15 protein-coding genes are annotated in these 18,095 nt (G+C 44.2%); 8 read left to right on the top strand and 7 right to left on the bottom strand.

The features are described 5' to 3' along the window. Positions 1–2 precede the first annotated feature (2 nt). A complete protein-coding gene (locus ACQY6I_RS02220; protein WP_428239837.1) occupies positions 3–857 on the top strand; it encodes a carbohydrate ABC transporter permease in 855 nt (284 codons plus the stop codon). Positions 858–862: 5 nt separating this feature from the next. Then, a complete protein-coding gene (locus tag ACQY6I_RS02215; protein WP_428239836.1) occupies positions 863–2,470 on the top strand; it encodes a glycoside hydrolase family 43 protein in 1,608 nt (535 codons plus the stop codon). Positions 2,471–3,015: 545 nt separating this feature from the next. Here ACQY6I_RS02215 and ACQY6I_RS02210 read toward each other — a convergent pair. The 3 genes from ACQY6I_RS02210 to ACQY6I_RS02200 form a co-directional block, all read right to left on the bottom strand. Further along, complete coding sequence (locus tag ACQY6I_RS02210; protein WP_428239835.1) at positions 3,016–3,462, bottom strand: regulatory protein RecX; 447 nt, start codon at positions 3,460–3,462, stop codon at positions 3,016–3,018. 74 nt (positions 3,463–3,536) lie between these two features. Further along, entirely contained in the window at positions 3,537–4,568 is a 1,032-nt protein-coding gene (gene recA, locus ACQY6I_RS02205) for a recombinase RecA (RefSeq protein WP_428239834.1), read from the bottom strand. A gap of 73 nt (positions 4,569–4,641) precedes the next feature. Further along, entirely contained in the window at positions 4,642–5,166 is a 525-nt protein-coding gene (locus tag ACQY6I_RS02200) for a CinA family protein (protein ID WP_428239833.1), read from the bottom strand. 43 nt (positions 5,167–5,209) lie between these two features. On the opposite strand from ACQY6I_RS02200, the gene mutS reads away from it, so the two are divergent. Together mutS and fdxA are read left to right on the top strand one after the other, a co-directional pair. Continuing rightward, entirely contained in the window at positions 5,210–7,777 is a 2,568-nt protein-coding gene (mutS, locus tag ACQY6I_RS02195) for a DNA mismatch repair protein MutS (protein ID WP_428239832.1), read from the top strand. Between the two features lie 147 nt (positions 7,778–7,924). Next, complete coding sequence (gene fdxA, locus ACQY6I_RS02190) at positions 7,925–8,248, top strand: ferredoxin FdxA (RefSeq protein ID WP_044617076.1); 324 nt, start codon at positions 7,925–7,927, stop codon at positions 8,246–8,248. A gap of 82 nt (positions 8,249–8,330) precedes the next feature. Here fdxA and rpoS read toward each other — a convergent pair whose 3' ends face one another. Beyond that, positions 8,331–9,344 carry an RNA polymerase sigma factor RpoS gene (gene rpoS / locus ACQY6I_RS02185; protein ID WP_428239831.1) on the bottom strand — a complete coding sequence of 338 codons (1,014 nt, stop codon included), beginning with the start codon at positions 9,342–9,344 and terminating at the stop codon, positions 8,331–8,333. A 74-nt stretch (positions 9,345–9,418) separates the two neighbouring features. Continuing rightward, positions 9,419–10,264, bottom strand: coding sequence for a peptidoglycan DD-metalloendopeptidase family protein (locus tag ACQY6I_RS02180; RefSeq protein WP_428239830.1), 846 nt, complete (start codon positions 10,262–10,264; stop codon positions 9,419–9,421). A gap of 441 nt (positions 10,265–10,705) precedes the next feature. Between ACQY6I_RS02180 and ACQY6I_RS02175 the strand changes: the two genes are divergently transcribed. The 3 genes from ACQY6I_RS02175 to ACQY6I_RS02165 all read left to right on the top strand — a co-directional run bounded on the left by ACQY6I_RS02175 (position 10,706) and on the right by ACQY6I_RS02165 (position 15,117). Next, the gene (locus ACQY6I_RS02175) at positions 10,706–11,857 is read left to right on the top strand and encodes a GNAT family N-acetyltransferase (protein ID WP_428239829.1); all 1,152 of its coding nucleotides are present in this window, start codon (positions 10,706–10,708) and stop codon (positions 11,855–11,857) included. A gap of 75 nt (positions 11,858–11,932) precedes the next feature. After that, on the top strand, positions 11,933–13,657 hold the full coding sequence (locus tag ACQY6I_RS02170; RefSeq protein ID WP_428239828.1) for a proline--tRNA ligase: 1,725 nt from the start codon (positions 11,933–11,935) through the stop codon (positions 13,655–13,657). An 869-nt stretch (positions 13,658–14,526) separates the two neighbouring features. Next, positions 14,527–15,117: a hypothetical protein gene (locus ACQY6I_RS02165; protein WP_428239827.1), complete on the top strand. Its 591-nt coding sequence runs from the start codon at positions 14,527–14,529 to the stop codon at positions 15,115–15,117. 684 nt (positions 15,118–15,801) lie between these two features. Here ACQY6I_RS02165 and ACQY6I_RS02160 read toward each other — a convergent pair. Then, positions 15,802–16,083 (bottom strand): hypothetical protein, encoded by a 282-nt coding sequence (locus ACQY6I_RS02160; RefSeq protein ID WP_428239826.1) that lies wholly within the window; start codon positions 16,081–16,083, stop codon positions 15,802–15,804. Between the two features lie 141 nt (positions 16,084–16,224). After that, positions 16,225–16,563, bottom strand: coding sequence for a DUF1820 family protein (locus ACQY6I_RS02155; protein WP_428239825.1), 339 nt, complete (start codon positions 16,561–16,563; stop codon positions 16,225–16,227). A 157-nt stretch (positions 16,564–16,720) separates the two neighbouring features. Here ACQY6I_RS02155 and miaB point away from each other — a divergent pair, with 157 nt between their 5' ends. Continuing rightward, the gene (gene miaB, locus ACQY6I_RS02150; RefSeq protein WP_428239824.1) at positions 16,721–18,067 is read left to right on the top strand and encodes a tRNA (N6-isopentenyl adenosine(37)-C2)-methylthiotransferase MiaB; all 1,347 of its coding nucleotides are present in this window, start codon (positions 16,721–16,723) and stop codon (positions 18,065–18,067) included. The last annotated feature ends 28 nt before the right edge of the window (positions 18,068–18,095 follow it).

Below are 18,095 nucleotides of genomic sequence, written 5' to 3'. Positions count from 1 at the left end.
GTATGACTGAAAAAAATAAAATTCGTAAATTGCCGCTTCCGTCATTTGCGAAAACATTTAAGCTTGCGTTTTTGTTTGCGACATCAACGTTTATTCTGATTCCATTTTATGCAACGTTTCTTGGGGGTTTTAAGAGTACCGGCGAGTTACGCACACAGCCTTTTTCGCTGCCCGAAAAATGGGATCTGAGTCACTACCAGCAGATTCTCAGCGATCCGTCGTTATGGCAGATGTTAGGCAATTCATTTCTGTATACTTTTCTGACCATCAGCTTCACGTTATTGATTGCCAGCATGGTGGCTTTCACTTTTTCACACATTCATTTCTTCGGCAAACGCTTCGCCTATTCATATTTGATCAGCGGCATGATGTTTCCAGCAGCAACAGCCATTCTTTCTTTGTTTATTAAGATCAGAGATTTCGGTTTACTGGATTCAACAATTGGTTTGGTGCTACCTCAGATTGCATTTGGATTGGCTATGTCAGTTCTGTTTTTCAAGTCTTTTTTTGAACAACTTCCAAAAGAATTGTTCGAAGCAGCAATGGTAGATGGTTGCAGTTATCTGCGTTTTTTCTTCCAGATTATCATCCCTCTATCAACGCCCATTCTTGCAACAGTTGGAGTATTTTTACTGGTCAGCAGCTGGAACAGCTACATCCTACCGTTGATTTTGCTCAACTCCCCAGACAAATATCCCTGGACTCTTGGGCTTATGCAGTTTCGCGGCCAGTACAATGTTGAATGGAACCTGGTGTTGGGCTACATCACGGTGACCATTATTCCCGCTATTGTTTTCTTCCTCTTGGCTCAACGCTACATCGTCGCCGGGCTCAGCCAGGGCGCGGTAAAAGGATAATCACCATGACCATACAAGTAACCAATCCGATTCTGCCAGGCTTTAATCCGGACCCGTCAATTTGCCGTGTTGGTGACGACTATTATATTGCCACATCAACGTTTGAATGGTACCCGGGAGTTCAAATCTCTCATTCAAGAGACCTTAAGAACTGGCAGATTGTATCCAGGCCATTGAATCGGCCAAGTCAATTAAATATGCTCGGCAACCCGGACTCGTGTGGTGTTTGGGCCCCTTGCTTAAGCTATGCTGATGGACAATTCTGGCTAATATATACAGATGTTAAGCGACAAAATGGTAGCTTTAAAGACGCCCACAATTACCTGGTGACTTGTAATACGATCGATGGCGAATGGAGTGATCCTATCTACCTTAACAGTAGTGGTTTTGACCCATCACTGTTCCATGAGGATGATGGCAGTAAATGGCTGGTTAACATGATTTGGGATTATCGTCCAAACCATAATCGCTTTGGTGGAATTCTGCTACAACAATACGATCCTCAGGAAAAAAAACTAATCGGCCCAATCAGAAATATCTATGGAGGTACAAGCCTGGGTTTGGTTGAAGGCCCACATCTATACAAACGTAACGGATATTACTATTTGTTTGTTGCAGAAGGAGGCACGGAATACAATCACGCAGAAACGGTCGCTCGCGCTGATAACCTATTCGGGCCTTATGAAACGATTCCAGGAGACCATCTGTTAACCAGTCGCCTTCATCCTGAAGCAGAGCTCCAACGTGCTGGTCACGCCTCAATAGTCACTACTCCAGAAGGTCACGATATTCTGGTGCATCTGTGTGGCCGGCCCATAAAAAACAAAAAAGTCTGCATTCTTGGCCGGGAAACAGCTATACAAAACCTGGTATGGAAAGATGACTGGCCACAACTTTCTCACGGTAGCCAAGTGCCGCTAAAGGTTGTTGATTTGCCAATTGAGCAAGAACTTCCATTTCCTTCTGCACCCGCACGCATCAATTTTGACCAGCCAACTCTGGACATTCGCTGGCAGTGGCTACGAACCCCCTATCCTCAGAATTTTATCTCACTCACTGATAGGTCTGGCTATTTACGCTTAAAAGGACAGGAATCTGTCGGCTCTGTTTTCAATCAATCGCTTTTGGCAATACGACAGACGGATTTCCATTTTCAGGCACAAACGCAACTAGAGTTCAACCCTACTGATTTTCAGCAGCAGGCAGGACTGATCTGCTATTACAATACACATAAGTATCATTATCTCTATATCAGTTATGATGAAACACAAGGCCGCCATCTTGGCATTATGAGCTGTATGGCTGCAATGGACTGGCAATCAGAGTTTCCTGAATCTCAGATGCTCAAACAGATTCCCATTCCTCAGACAGGACCTCTCTCACTACGTGCGACAATGGAGAATGACACACTACTATTTTCCTGGTCAGCAGACGAAAAACACTGGCACCAAATAGATGTCGTACTGGATTCAAGTATCCTTTCAGATGAAGCTGGACTTGGTGCTGGATCCAACTTTACCGGCGCATTTGTAGGGTTAAGCTGTCAGGACCTCTCTGGCCAGAAGCGCCATGCTGACTTTAAATATTTTGAGTACCTGGGATTTGATCAATAAAACATAAACAAAATCAGTAAAGGTCACACATAGGCTTTTGGCTAATATGTGACTACATCTATTAACCTGGCCAAAATATCGGCCAGGTTAATAGTACTGACGTTAGAAATAGTGGCTTCAACCCGATTCACTAGTGCCTATCTCACAAATGTCCGTTATCAGTTACTTAGGGCTTGTCCAGCTTGGAGGGATACGGATGCGCTTAAGGCATTTTTGAGATCATTTCTACTAAGAAAGAAGTAATGAATACATTGATTTTCATACGTTTAATGAGTGTAGCCATGCTTTAAAAACCATTGGTCTGACAGACTACTCTTGATTTTCAGTGGGAGCATCTATTGCAGATGTCACATTCAGTCACACCCGACAGCTCGTTAAAAAACAAAGTTATGAAACTTACGAGTCGACACAATCTCTCATCTATATCCTAAAAACTTATTTCAGAGGAAGGTAGAATGAGAATGTATGAAAATGTATTGAGAAAATTTTCCACCTCGTCATTGAGATGGAAATCAAACAAAAACGCGGATCAATCTTAGAAAAACTTATATTCCAAGCTCTGCAAGAGCGCTATCGATGTGCTCGAAGTTGAATCCCCGACTATTCAGAAAGCGGGTGATTTTAATTTTTCCCTGCTTATCACCAAACATGGTTAACCATTTTTTTTGTGCCACAGAACATGCCATTCGCCCCCATTCAAACTCCGGCTGCCCCAGGGCTTCCCGTACAAGCTTTTCACTAACTCCCTTGCCGGTAAGTTCTCTGGCAATCAATAATGGACCTTTACCTTTATGGTACCTAGAGCGAGCCCAGGCATCTGCCATTCGTTCATCTGACTGAAGCCCAGCACTTTTAAGCCTCTCCAGCACATCTTCCACCTGCATATGACTGCAATCAGGAAAGTGTGAACTAAGCTTCTGATACAGTTCTTTCCGGCTGTACTCTCTCCTAGCCAGCAATGATAAAGCGTAGTTCCAAGGAGTTTTATTCATTCTCATTCAACTAAAAAAAGCAGGCGTAATCAGCCTGCATAAAACCAGCTTGCCAAGCTGAGCTAAGAACCAATTTATTCGATCTCTTCCACTTCCGCTTTTTCTGTGCTCGCGGAAGCACCACCAAGCACCTGCTGACGAATTAAGGCTTCAACTTCCTGACCAATTTCAGCATTCTCTTCCAGGAAACGGGCCGCATTTGCTTTACCCTGGCCAATCTTATTGCCTTGATAGCTGTACCAAGCGCCTGATTTTTCAACTAAACCAAGCTTGACCCCCCAGTCCAAAACCTCGCCCAAGCGATAAATACCTCTTCCATACATAATCTGAAAGTCGGCCTGTTTAAATGGTGGGGCAACTTTGTTTTTTACGACTTTAACCCGGGTTTCACTGCCGACTACTTCTTCGCCTTCTTTTATCGTACCTGTACGACGAATATCCAAACGAACAGAAGAATAAAACTTCAGAGCATTCCCACCAGTCGTCGTTTCAGGGGAGCCAAACATAACTCCAATTTTCATGCGGATCTGGTTAATAAAAATGACAAGACAGTTGGCATTTTTGACATTCCCGGTAATTTTTCTAAGCGCCTGAGACATCAAACGTGCTTGCAAACCGACATGCGCATCACCCATGTCGCCTTCAATTTCAGCTTTTGGCACCAAAGCTGCCACAGAGTCGATAATCAATACATCAACAGCATTTGACCGTACCAGCATATCGGCAATTTCAAGTGCCTGCTCCCCTGTGTCTGGCTGAGACACCAACAAGTCAGAAACGTTTACACCAAGTTTTTCAGCATATATTGGGTCAAGCGCATGCTCTGCATCCACAAACGCACAAGTACCACCCTGCTTTTGCGCCTCAGCAATAACCTGTAGGGTCAGTGTGGTTTTGCCCGAAGACTCTGGCCCGTAAATTTCAACAATCCGCCCTCTGGGGAGTCCACCAATACCCAATGCCACATCAAGCCCTAAAGATCCAGTGGAGATGGCTGGAATCTGAACTCTTTCCTTGTCTCCCATTCTCATGACAGAACCCTTGCCAAATTGACGTTCTATTTGTGACAGAGCGGCTGCCAAGGCTTTTTGCTTGTTATCTTCCATAAAGATCTCCAGTGTTACGGACACTCAAATACTGTAAATTTGACCAGTATTCTACACATGTATTTATTTTTGACTAGCCCTGGTTAGAAACTTCTTGTAAAAAAATAGAGAGCTGCAACAAACTCTGCTCGATCGTCTGCTTACGAACATCCTCTCTGCTTCCTTCAAACAGATAATGTCGCGCCTCGATCTTATCGTTAATACCCCAAGCCATCCATACGGTTCCTACCGGCTTTAGCAAGGAACCTCCCCCTGGACCAGCTATACCGGTAACAGCAATTGCACACTTAACACCGGTCCGATTGACCAGACCACTCACCATATGCCGTGCAACTTCTTCACTAACAGCACCATATTGTAAAAGGCTTTCTTCAGGTACTCCCAACAAATCCATCTTAATACGATTGGAATAACTGATAATTCCGCCTTCAAACCACTCAGATGAACCGGCCATCTCTGTACATAGCTGACCAATACCGCCGCCGGTACAGGATTCTGCCGTCATCAATGTCCACTGAAGACGCTTTAGTTGAGCGGCTAATACATCCAATATGGCCATTTTTCTGTTCTCTGCACTCGCACCCAGATTTGTATTCACTTACCATCTCCGGCGTTTTTTTGAATTGTAACGAAGGATCATTATGTCCCGAGACATTGAACAACACACCCCCATGATGCAGCAATACCTGAAAATCAAGGCAGAGCATCCCAAGCAAATCGTGTTCTACCGAATGGGGGATTTCTATGAACTGTTCTTTGACGATGCCCGTGAAGCCGCTCAACTCCTGGATATCACTCTCACCGCCCGAGGCAAAACAGCTGGCAAACCAATCCCTATGGCCGGGGTACCTTATCATGCTGCAGAGGGCTATCTGGCCAAACTCGTTAAAATGGGACGATCCGTTGTAATTTGCGAGCAGGTGGGCGACCCCGCAACCAGCAAAGGTCCTGTAGAGCGCAAGGTCACACGGGTGCTGACTCCTGGCACACTAAGTGATGAGGCATTCCTCAGCGAACGGAATGATAATCGGGTCTGCGCCCTGGTTATCCATGAGGGGGCAATTGGTCTGGCACATATGGAAGTCAGTTCCGGTCATTTTGCGGTCATTATGATCGAGCACCCACAGCAGTTGGATACCGAACTGTTTCGATTGAAACCAGCAGAAATTTTGATTCCAGAAGGTTTTGACCGTCACTTGATTACAACTGACAACAGCGCTATTCAAGAAACCCCAATCTGGCATTTTGACCTTGAAACATGCCAACGTCTGCTATGTACTCAATTTCGGGTCAAGGATTTATCAGGCTTTGGCATTCAACACCTCCCTTTATGTGTGAAAGCTGCTGGGGCGCTTTTGCAGTTTGCTCAAGAAACTCAACGCAATCAACTACCTCAAATTCGAGGAATATCACTTGAGAGTACGGATGACTCACTAATTCTCGATCCAACTGCCCGCCGTAATTTGGAAATTGACGAAAATCTTCGAGGTGACGAAGTTTATACGCTGGCCTGGGTATTGGACCAAACCCAAACAGCCATGGGAAGCCGAATGCTTAAACGCTGGCTGAATCGTCCACTCAGAAGTACCCAGCAGATTCAACAGCGGCTCGATTTTATAGACCAGATCAGCCAGGGCTATTTGTATGAAAACATACAGGAAGCACTTAAAAAGATCAGTGATATAGAGAGGTCACTGACCCGGGTTGGAATGTGCTCCGCACGTCCGAGAGACCTGACCCGTATCGCCGAAGCACTGCAACAGGTTCCACATATTCAAGAATTACTGAAAGATCAGAACAGCTCTTTGGCCAATACGCTTAAACTGGAAATACAGCCACATACGGATATTGAACAACTCATCAGTCATGCCATCATTGAAAACCCGCCATTGCTTGTCCGTGACGGCGGAGTGATTGCAACAGGTTATGATGAGGAGCTGGATGAACTGAGAGCCATGTCCGAAAATGCAGGCTCATTTCTACTACAACTGGAGCAGACCGAGCGGCAAAGGACCGGACTAACCAGTTTGAAAGTGGGTTATAACCGAATCCATGGCTACTATATAGAAGTCAGCAAAGGCGCTCAGTTTGAGGTTCCGGCAGAATACACTCGTCGGCAAACACTCAAAAATGCCGAGCGTTACATCACCCCGGAGCTGAAAGCGTTTGAAGATAAGGCTCTATCATCGAAAAGCCGGGCACTCAGTCGGGAAAAAAGGCTATATGAAGAATTGCTACAAACGATTGCCGCTTCACTGGCCGGTTTGCAGCAGACCGCCAGAGGATTAGCAGCTCTGGATGTACTATGTTGTTTTGCAGAACGAAGCGAGACACTGAATCTGTCTCGTCCAGAACTGTCCCAAGAACCAGGTATATCGATTAAAGGGGGGCGCCATCTGGTCGTTGAGCAGATCACAGATATTCCATTCGTTCCCAATGATATTGACTTGCATGAACAACGTCGCCTGTTGGTAATCACAGGTCCGAACATGGGTGGTAAATCAACCTATATGCGACAGGTTGCCCATATTGTTCTATTGGCACACTGTGGCTGTTGTGTACCTGCAGGCTCAGCAGTGATTGGCCCGGTAGACAGGATTTTTACTCGCATGGGATCAAGCGATGATATCGCATCCGGTCGCTCCACTTTCATGGTTGAAATGACAGAGACAGCCAATATTCTTCACAATGCCACTTCGAACAGTCTGATTCTGATGGATGAAATTGGTCGTGGCACCTCAACATTTGATGGCCTTTCGCTGGCCTGGGCTGCTGCCGAATACCTGGCGACAGAAGTTAAATCCATGACTCTCTTTGCCACTCATTATTTTGAAATGACGGAACTACCTGACACCCTCCCTTATTGTACCAATGTACATCTGGATGCCACGGAGCATAAAGACGAAATTATTTTTATGCACAAAGTACAGGAAGGTCCTGCTTCAAGGAGTTTCGGTTTACAGGTAGCACAACTGGCAGGAGTACCCGGCCTGGTTATAAGCAATGCCAAAAGCAAGCTTGAAGTACTGGAAAACAAAGACGTTGTCACAACGACTCGCCCGAATGCTCCAGTACAAAATGATTTGTTTGCCAGCTACTCAGATCACCCGGCTTTATCTTTTGTCGAGACTATCCAACCGGACAATATTTCACCTAGAGAAGCTTTAGACATTCTGTATCAGATCAAAGCTTTGACCAAAGAAAAGTGAAGACACTTATAGATAAAAGTTCTAGCTTATCTTAATACTTAAAAAGGCGGCGGGCTTGGCATTAATGCTTAGGCTACCTACAATAGCCGCCTCATTCCGGCAGGTTAGAGAAAACCTGATATATCGAATTCTTGGAGAGGAAAATAAATGGCATTCGTTGTGCTCGACAACTGTATTAAATGTAAATACACCGACTGTGTCGAAGTCTGTCCGGTAGACTGTTTCTATGAAGGACCGAACTTTCTGGTAATTCATCCAGACGAGTGCATTGATTGCGCCCTGTGCGAACCAGAATGTCCTGCGGAAGCGATCTTATCTGAAGATGAAGTACCAGCAGATCAACAGGAATTTATTGCGCTAAATGCCGAACTGGCAGAGATTTGGCCAAATATCACAGAACAAAAAGATCCCATGCCTGATGCCAAAGAATGGGATGGCGTACCAAATAAGAGGCAATACCTGGAAAAATAAGCAACAAAAACGTTTGTGAGTATTCATCAGGTATAAAAAAGCCGCCAAATAGGCGGTTTTTTTATATTCGAATAATGTGATCTCAGGGATTAAACAAAGACACACCTGACAAGCCTTGCTTTTCAAGAATGTCACGCAGCCGCCGTAAAGCTTCTACCTGAATTTGTCTCACTCTCTCCCGGGTAAGCCCTATTTCGTGACCGACTTCTTCCAGAGTGTTTGTTTCATAACCCCGCAACCCGAACCGGCGGGCAACCACTTCGCGTTGTTTCTCAGATAACTCATCGAGCCAGCCATTAATGCTGGAACGCAAATCTTCATCCTGTAACAGTTCACACGGATCACTAACCTGATCATCCGCGACAGTTTCAAGAATGCTTTTTTCAGAATTTGGACCAATTGGCGTATCAACAGAGGTCACCCGTTCATTCAGACCCAGCATATGCTTAACATCTTTAACGGGTTTATCCAGTAACTCAGCAATCTCTTCAGCTGTAGGTTCGTGATCGAGTTTTTGAGTTAGCTCTCTGGACGCGCGTAGATATATATTCAGTTCTTTAACTACATGAATAGGCAAACGTATAGTTCTGGTCTGATTCATGATCGCACGTTCTATGGTTTGCCGAATCCACCAAGTGGCATAAGTAGAAAAGCGAAAGCCCCTTTCCGGATCAAATTTTTCGACCGCGCGGATCAACCCCAGGTTACCTTCTTCAATCAAGTCGAGAAGAGACAAACCACGATTAATATAACGACGGGCAATTTTAACGACCAGTCGAAGGTTACTTTCTATCATCCGTTTACGACCGGATTCTTCGCCCTTTTGTGCCAATCGAGCGAAATAAACTTCTTCTTCAGGGCTAAGTAGTGGTGAAAAGCCTATTTCATTCAGATACAGCTGAGTCGCATCCAAAGAACGCTGAACAGCACCATTCTGACGACTTTCTGCAACTGCACTTTCAAAAGCATTGTCATCCGTACCTGAATCTGCCAGTTCATTATCAGATTCATAGTCTTCCACCGGCTCATAAGTACCGGTAGAGAAAAAATCATAAGATTCATTTAAGTCTGATTCGAATTCCCTAATCGCTGCCATGATTACGGGTCCCCTGTGCTAACACCAAAATCCCATCAGAAAAATATCTGATGCCTCTTAACCCACTCGAACATTCACCTGGCTGGTAAATACTTGAGCGGATCCAACGGCTTCCCTTCCATGCGGATCTCGAAATGCAAAATAGATTGCTTTTCGCCCCCACTAGATCCTATTTCGGCAATTGTCTGCCCAGCTTTAACCGTATCCTGTTCTGCTACCAGAATACGGCCTGTATGTGCGTATGCAGTTAGGAACTGATCGTTATGCTCAACAATAACCAAATTGCCATAACCTCGTATCCCTAACCCTACAACAACTACTTTGCCGTCCGCTGCTGCAATTACAGGTTCTCCAAATTCACCCTTAATATCAATACCTTTAGCGGTGGACGACCCTGCCTTATAAGTTCGCACTATTTTCCCATTTGCAGGCCAAACCCACCGTATTTTCTGCATTTTCGGCTCTGGGGCGGCAGAAAAGGATGTGCCATTTTTTTGACTTGCAGGCTTACTTACAGGGGCAGCATTAGAGCCAGTACTGGGCTTTTCGGTAACAACACTGACTTTTGGAGGGTAAACACTGGGTGTTGAGGACGTTATTTTTAGAGAGAGTTTCTGACCCGGATAAATAGCGTAAGATGAATCAATATTGTTAGCGCCCGCTAACTTGCGGTAATCCAAGTCATGAGCTAGAGCAATAGAGTACAGCGTATCGTTAGGTTTAACAGTGTAAGACTCTTTATTAGTGTTTTTTGTTGAATCTATTGTGGGTTTGATTGTGTAAACCCTGGGGCTCGTTTCATAGTACGTATAGGCTGCATTATTGATACAACCCGTAACGATCAACGATAAACTGAGAAATGCACAACGTTTTGACGTTCTTCCAATTTTTTTTTGAGAACCAGTTCTCAGAAAATGCATCTAAATCTCTACAATCTCTATAACATTATTTATCAAAAAAATTACATTCAAGGGAATATAAAGGCTTAATTTAATAACACACTATTCTTAAAAAGATCAAAATCAGATTTTTCTTCATTTGTCAGTGCCTTACCACAACGCTATTTATAGTCTCCAGGCGACATATCCTGACAAATTGTGATCAAAGAGACCCGCATGCGCTAATCATCAGTCAATTGCTATGACAGAACAATAACAGATGATAGTAAACAATGGATTTAACTGCTTTTTCCGATAGTGGCAATAATGAAATAGTGCCCTATGCAACTAAAAAAAAAACATACTTAGGAAAGAAAAACCACCCATTTCAGTCAAAAGCAGGTAAAACCCAATAACACAAACTGTTTTGATCAGGCATTATGGTCAAGATGTTCCGTAATTGAGCTGACTAACCATTAACCAATGAATACCTGCATCATCACCTGGACCAATTCCATCCTCGAAATCGACAAAGAGGCGTATAACGCATTACAGCAAAGCGACTATCCGTTTTTGAGTTACCAATTTTTGTCCGCGTTGGAAGAAAGTGGAGTTTGTACCGCTGATAATGGCTGGCAGCCAATGTTTTTGTGTGTGTATCAAGATTCAGTCTTGGTGGGAGTAATGCCAGGCTATCTAAAAAGTCACTCCTATGGCGAGTATGTATTCGACTGGAGCTGGGCACACGCCTATGATCAACATCAACTACCATATTACCCCAAATTCATTAGTGCAGTCCCATTTACGCCAGTTATGGGGCCAAGGTTCTTATGGGATAAGCACTATAGTGAGGATGATGTCGGTTGCTATATGATCGAAGCAATTAAAACCTTCTGCCAGGAGAATAAACTATCATCTTGGCATTGCCTGTTCCCCGATCCAAAACAGCATGCATGTCTGGAAAACCTTAGTGACATCATTACTAGGGTGGACTGTCAATACCATTGGCATAACCGCAACTACCAAGCCTTTGAAGACTTCTTGTCGCGGATGACCTCAAGAAAACGTAAGAACATTAAGAAAGAACGGCGGAAAATAATTGAACAAGGGTTAAGGGTAGAGCGTTTTACCGGCACTGGAATTACGGACGAATTACTGGAACACTTTTATATGTTCTATCACTCAACCTATTTGAAGCGAGGACGCCAGGGGTATCTAAATAAAAGCTTTTTTGAGTCTGTACTGGGACAACTCAGGGACCAAATGCTTCTGGTAATGGCGTTTCGGGAAGACCAGCCAGTAGCAGGATCACTATTCTTTTATGATCAGAACGCACTCTATGGTCGTTACTGGGGCAGTCTGCAGGAATACGATGGACTGCATTTTGAGTGTTGTTATTATCAGGGGATAGAGTTCTGTATTGAGCATTCACTGCTCCGGTTTGATCCAGGTACCCAAGGTGAGCACAAAATTTCCCGAGGTTTTGAACCGACATTCACCCACTCACTCCATTATATAAGCCACTCCGCTTTTCGTGACGCTATCAATCGATTCGTGCAGCAAGAGCGTATTCATATAGAAGCCTATGCAAATGAAGCGAGATCATTGCTCCCCTTCAACCAGGAGAATTCATAGAGCCTCTACCTCTTCTCTACATAAACCACTAGAATGCCGACTCTTTAAGCTCCGATTAGAATACAGGAACAATAAATGCGCGCTAGCAAGTATTTAACCGCCACGGTGAAAGAAACCCCTGCCGATGCTGTTGTCATCAGCCATAAACTCATGTTAAGGGCGGGGATGATCCGCAAAGTTGCATCCGGTCTGTACACATGGCTACCTCTAGGCCTGCGCGTATTGCAAAAAGTAGAAAAAGTTATCCGGGAAGAAATGAACAGGGCTGGAGCACATGAAGTGTTAATGCCATGCGTACAACCCGCTGAACTATGGCAGGAAAGTGGCCGCTGGGATGGAATGGGGCCATTAATGTTACACCTGAAAGACCGCCATGAACGGGACTTCGTTTTCGGTCCTACCCATGAAGAGGTCATCACAGATCTGGTACGTAATGAAATCACCAGCTATAAGCAGCTACCCATTAACTTTTATCAGATTCAAACCAAATTCCGCGACGAGTTCAGACCTCGCTTTGGCGTGATGAGAACTCGCGAATTCATTATGAAAGATGCTTACTCATTTCATACTGAGGCCCAAAGCCTGCAGCAGGAATACGACAACATGTATGCCACGTATTGTCGCATTTTTGATCGACTGGGCCTCGACTATCGCCCGGTATTGGCTGACACCGGGGCAATTGGCGGTAATGCCTCACACGAATTCCAGGTGTTAGCTGAATCGGGCGAAGACTATATCGCGTTTTCTGATAGCAGCGATTACGCCGCCAATATCGAACTGGCGGAAGCGATTATGCCTGAAGATGAACGCGCACCTGCCACGCAACCATTAACACTGGTAGATACACCTGATGCTAAAACCATCGCTCAACTGGTAGAGCAGTTTAGTCTGCCAATCGAAAAAACAGTAAAAACGCTGGTAGTCGAAGCCGATGAGTCTGTCGAAGGTGGACTCATTGCACTTATTATCAGAGGCGATCATGAATTGAATGAGCTAAAGGCGGAAAAACTTGCCAAGGTTAAGTCCCCTCTAACGATGGCGGACGAAAACAGAATTCGAGCGGTTATTGGAGCCGGTCCGGGTTCTTTGGGCCCATTGAATCTGCCTATTCCCTTTATTGTTGACCGCACAGTTACCAAGATGAGTGACTTTGGGGCTGGAGCTAATATCGAAGACAAACACTATTTCGGTATAAACTGGGAAAGAGATCTGGAATATACCGATGTGGCCGATATCAGAAATATTGTCGAAGGTGATCCGAGCCCATGCGGTTTAGGGAAAATTCTGATTAAAAAGGGAATTGAAGTGGGCCATGTATTTCAGCTGGGCGATAAGTATTCCAAGAGCATGAATGCGACCGTCCTGGATCAAAATGGCAAAGCTCAAACATTATCAATGGGATGCTACGGTATTGGCGTAACCAGAATCGTTGCTGCAGCAATCGAACAACACCATGATGAGAACGGAATTGTCTGGCCTGAGCCCATGACACCATTTCATATTGGTATCGTGCCCTTAAATGCCCATAAATCTCCAGAGGTCATGGAAACAGCGGAACAAATTTATCAGCAACTTACCGATGCTGGGTTTGATGTATACCTTGATGATCGTGACAAGAAAACCAGTCCAGGTGTCAAATTTGCCGACATGGAGCTGATTGGCATCCCTCATCGCCTGGTTATCAGCGATAAAGGACTGGGAGACGGTATTGTCGAATACAAACGCCGCAGCAACACAGAAAAAGAAAATATATCTGTGACTGAAGTGGTCAAAAAATTAAAAGACACCATCACTCTCTAAAGCCACTTTCTCCTCTTCTTTTAACCCGACGACTGCTGTCGGGTTAAACTGCCAATGACCTGTCCTGTCAATTAATTACTACACCATAAAGTCGCATCTCATTACTTGTGAGAACAAAGCTTGTAGACCTTAGCTTGATTTAGCAGCAAGTTATCTATGTCACAATTTGACACAATAAAACTCGTTTAAAAGACAGAAGGCAATGGCACTGTTAGCGGATTGGCAGAATACATCACTCGTGTACACTACAAACATCGGATCCAATGAAGATCCAACCCTATAACAGAAAAATACCTTATTCTATGTATAATTAAGGATTTCCGGTGTCCAGAATCAGAAATCAAACACTGTTAGATATCGACAGAGTACTGAAGACCCATCTGAGTTACCCATATGAAATCAAAAATCATTCCTTGGGAAACCCTTTCCTGAGTATTTGTATTTCAGAGAAACCAGCTTTTCATTTTAGCGTTAGCCATACGGAAATATCAGGACAATTCCTGACATTTGAATCACCTGGTCAGTTCCTGGCAACTGATGAAAAGTGTCTGAGACAAAATTTTCAGCTTGTGTTACAAGCGCTTAGACAATGGGCTGCAAGAGCAAAAACCGAACTGACAAAAACGGGTCATTTGAAAATGTCGAAAACAAACACAACCCCAAAAACCAACCCGGTCGCCAATAACTGTCGCTCTGAACTATTGAATACCGAGTCTATATTGCAATCCTACATCGTTGATATCAGCCAATAAATAATGATAGAGGTTCAACAAGGGTGATAATACAGATCTTGTCCATAGTTTCGCCTAAACATAATAAGTTTAAGGTAAACTCCTGGATCAGAATTGCAAAAACAATAAAAGAGGGTAATGTTACAACGTCTCGTTCATGTGACTCTACCACTCTCTAAAGTCGTGTTTGGGGGAACTATGCCATCTGTGAGAGAAAAAACGCTTAAAGAGTTACAGACACTCTTAAATAGAGTGAACCCTGGCGTACATACCATTGTAAATTTTGCCAATGAAACCCCTTTTCTCATCATCTCCTCCAACTCTCGAGATGACTTCAATTTCACAGTCAGTCTTTCCGAATCCGTGGTCGGTGGATTTATCACTTACGAATCACCGGGTATTTATTTGATGGATGGCGAACATTATGAAAGAGCCAATTTCCGCTTTGTTATGCAAGCAGCTTTAAATTGGTCAAAACGCGTAAAAAATGATCTCCAGGACCAGCAACATCTGTCCAACAAAGTCACCTCTATCGACCATACTGAAATCAATACAACCAACCAACAAAATGAAATGGTACTAATGAAAAAATCACAGCGGGATATAGAAAACCTTCTTCTGGCACAAAACAGAAAAATGAGAATACTCGAATCAGCCCTCGCAAGACTTGAAACCGAATTGGAGCAAAGCGACAGTGCAGAACCAACGGGTGTACGGCTGACGCTTTAAATGCAACACCAATGGATTTACGACCACCCTGCTAACGTTGCACTCCCGAAACTGTTGCGAAGGCTATTTTTTCCGCCGGCATTCATCCCGTCGAACCTTAACAGGTATTAATTTAGATTGGTGTTGATTACGAATCAGCACAGCCATCAAGATGGCCAACAACATAATAGAGATAGACATAGAGCCTCCCGCTGGATTACTTGTTACACCGTTGTCAGAAGAGCTTATCTCTTCTGCGTCGAAACAACCGGTTCTTTAATCATCCTGACCACCGGTATCTTCATTCTCCTATCTTAAGGCAGCTACTTACTCCTGCTCCAGGAAAAAAACTTCCATTCTTTAATCATCAAAAATGGTTCGTCCGCTCAAACCAACAAAACCAAGTGAACTGTCTGAGTTTATGTGGCCAGCGAAGCTAATTACAAGCAGCCATGCGTTTATTGTAGCCTGCAATTCTTACCCTGCTAGAGCAATCGATCAAATCTTTGCATCATAATTTCCTGATACCAACAATTTTATCTCATGATATCGAGAACCCATTCCCTTCTTCTGATAATACCAAATAGATGACATTTGGATACAAGGTGTTACCAGATAACACGAAATCAACAACATATTTGATCTTTAACTCACCATACCAATATCCCCGACTCCATTCACATCAGCAAACAAGCGGCATAGCCATTATAACTCACCATCTGGCGCTATCTCCGACACCAGTGATTTGGACTCTTTCTGAGTACGCCGAAAACGCGGCTTTAGATCGACCATCTCATGCTGGGCATCCATAGAATATTGGGCGGGTGGGGGTAAAGAATTGGCAGTAGCAGCCGAGTTTTGATCAGTAATCGCAAAAAAGGCTGGAGAAACAGGATCATGTTGCACCCTGGGTAAAGGAGCGTATCTAAACAACACCAGAACAAAAAACAGCACCAGGAAAAATGCTAAAAAAATATTGGATCGCATTTACTACTACCTGAAATCGAGTTTGTGGGAATAGATTAGTCCATTAATTCTCACCTACCCGTCCAGGATACGATTCGACACAACATCGACCCGGTTGGTTAAAAATTACTCAGCAACAGCCTCAGATATACAACACAACCATTAGTCCGATGATTTTCCTGATCCTGGTCCGTAAGTGACCGGAAATGCTTTCACTTTGCCACCGGCTGGCTCGAGCATTTTGGAGACCCCTTCTTTCTCTACTTCATCAATCCGAACAATCGCATGCATGGGAATATAACTACGCTTCACACCCGTAAATTCGGCTTTCAGCTTTTCCTCTCCCGGATCAACCACAAGCTGGCTCCGTTCTCCAAAAATCAGCTCTTCAACCTCAATGAAACCATACATATCACTTTGAAATACGTGACTACAGAATACTTCGTAGATTTTGTCCTGATTTACAAAAATGACTTTATAGATACTTTTTTCTTTTTTCATGAATTCCTACTTTTAGAGCAACTTATTACCAGTATAGCCGGTTCACACGCAAATTAATCTGGAAAAACTACCGATGAAGACACTCCATCGGTATAATCGCCGGCCCATCTAAATGGGTCTTAATCCTTAGCGTTCAATAGTACAGGTACAGTATTTCATGACCAAAAAGCTTTATATCAAAACCTACGGTTGTCAGATGAATGAATACGACTCTGCGCGTATGGCTGATCTGCTGAATGAGAGTCATGAACTGGAACTCACCGATAACCCAGAAGAAGCAGACGTTGTCTTGATGAACACTTGCTCCATTCGGGAAAAAGCGCAGGAAAAAGTATTTCATGAACTCGGGCGCTGGAAGAAAATAAAAGCCCGCAAACCTGGCTTGAAGATTGGTGTCGGTGGCTGCGTTGCGAGTCAGGAAGGGGAAAATATCAGTAAGCGGGCTCCTTATGTCGATATGATATTCGGTCCGCAGACCTTGCACCGCTTGCCAGGCATGCTCGATTCCTCCACACAACCCAATCAGATTGCAGTGGTCGACGTTACATTTCCTGAAATCGAAAAGTTTGATCACCTCCCAGCTCCCAAAAGCGATGGCGTCAGTGCATTTGTCTCAGTGATGGAAGGATGCTCCAAATATTGCACATTCTGTGTAGTACCCTATACCCGGGGTGAAGAAGTCAGTCGTCCATTTGATGATGTTATTGCTGAGGTTGTTCATCTGGCTGGGCAGGGTGTCCGCGAGATCAACTTTCTAGGGCAGAACGTCAATGCCTATTATGGCAGTAAGCATGATGGAGAGAATGCCGATCTGGCTGAACTGATCACAGTTGCCTCGCAAATAGAAGGTATAGACAGGATTCGTTTTACTACCTCTCATCCAGTAGAGTTTTCTGACACACTCATAGATGTCTACAACGATGTTCCTGAGCTTGTTTCCCACCTTCACCTGCCGGTTCAGAGTGGTTCCGATCGGATTCTGGCCGCTATGAAGCGCGGCCATAAGGTTTCGGAATACGTCGATAAACTGGAAAGAATACGGAAGATCAGACCAAACATCAGTTTTTCGTCAGACTTTATTATCGGTTTTCCTGGTGAAACAAATGAAGATTTTGAAGCAACCATGAACCTGATTGCTCAAATCAACTTTGATCATTCATTCAGCTTTGTGTACAGCGCCCGTCCAGGCACCCCGGCTGCCAGTATGGACGACGACACCGATATGGGAACGAAAAAACAGAGGTTGTCAATTCTGCAAAGCAGGATCAACCAACAAAGCATGAATATCAGTCGCGGAATGGTAGGTACTACCCAGATTGTTCTGGTCACTGGTGCCTCTGAGAAAAACCCCGCAGACTTGTTCGGGCGCACCGAAAACAACCGTTCCACCTACTTTGAATGTCAGGATCATTCCATGATTGGCAAATTCGTTCAGGTTAAAATTACTGAGGCTTACCCAAACTCCTTACGTGGAGAGCTGATCAACGCAGACCTGGCTTACTAACAGGCGGGCCAAGTAATTAATCTGATTG

This window comes from Gynuella sp., assembly GCF_050297175.1.
GTDB lineage: Bacteria > Pseudomonadota > Gammaproteobacteria > Pseudomonadales > Natronospirillaceae > Gynuella.
The sequence above is the reverse complement of the archived record's forward strand: the minus strand, read 5'-3'. Positions and strand labels throughout refer to the sequence as shown.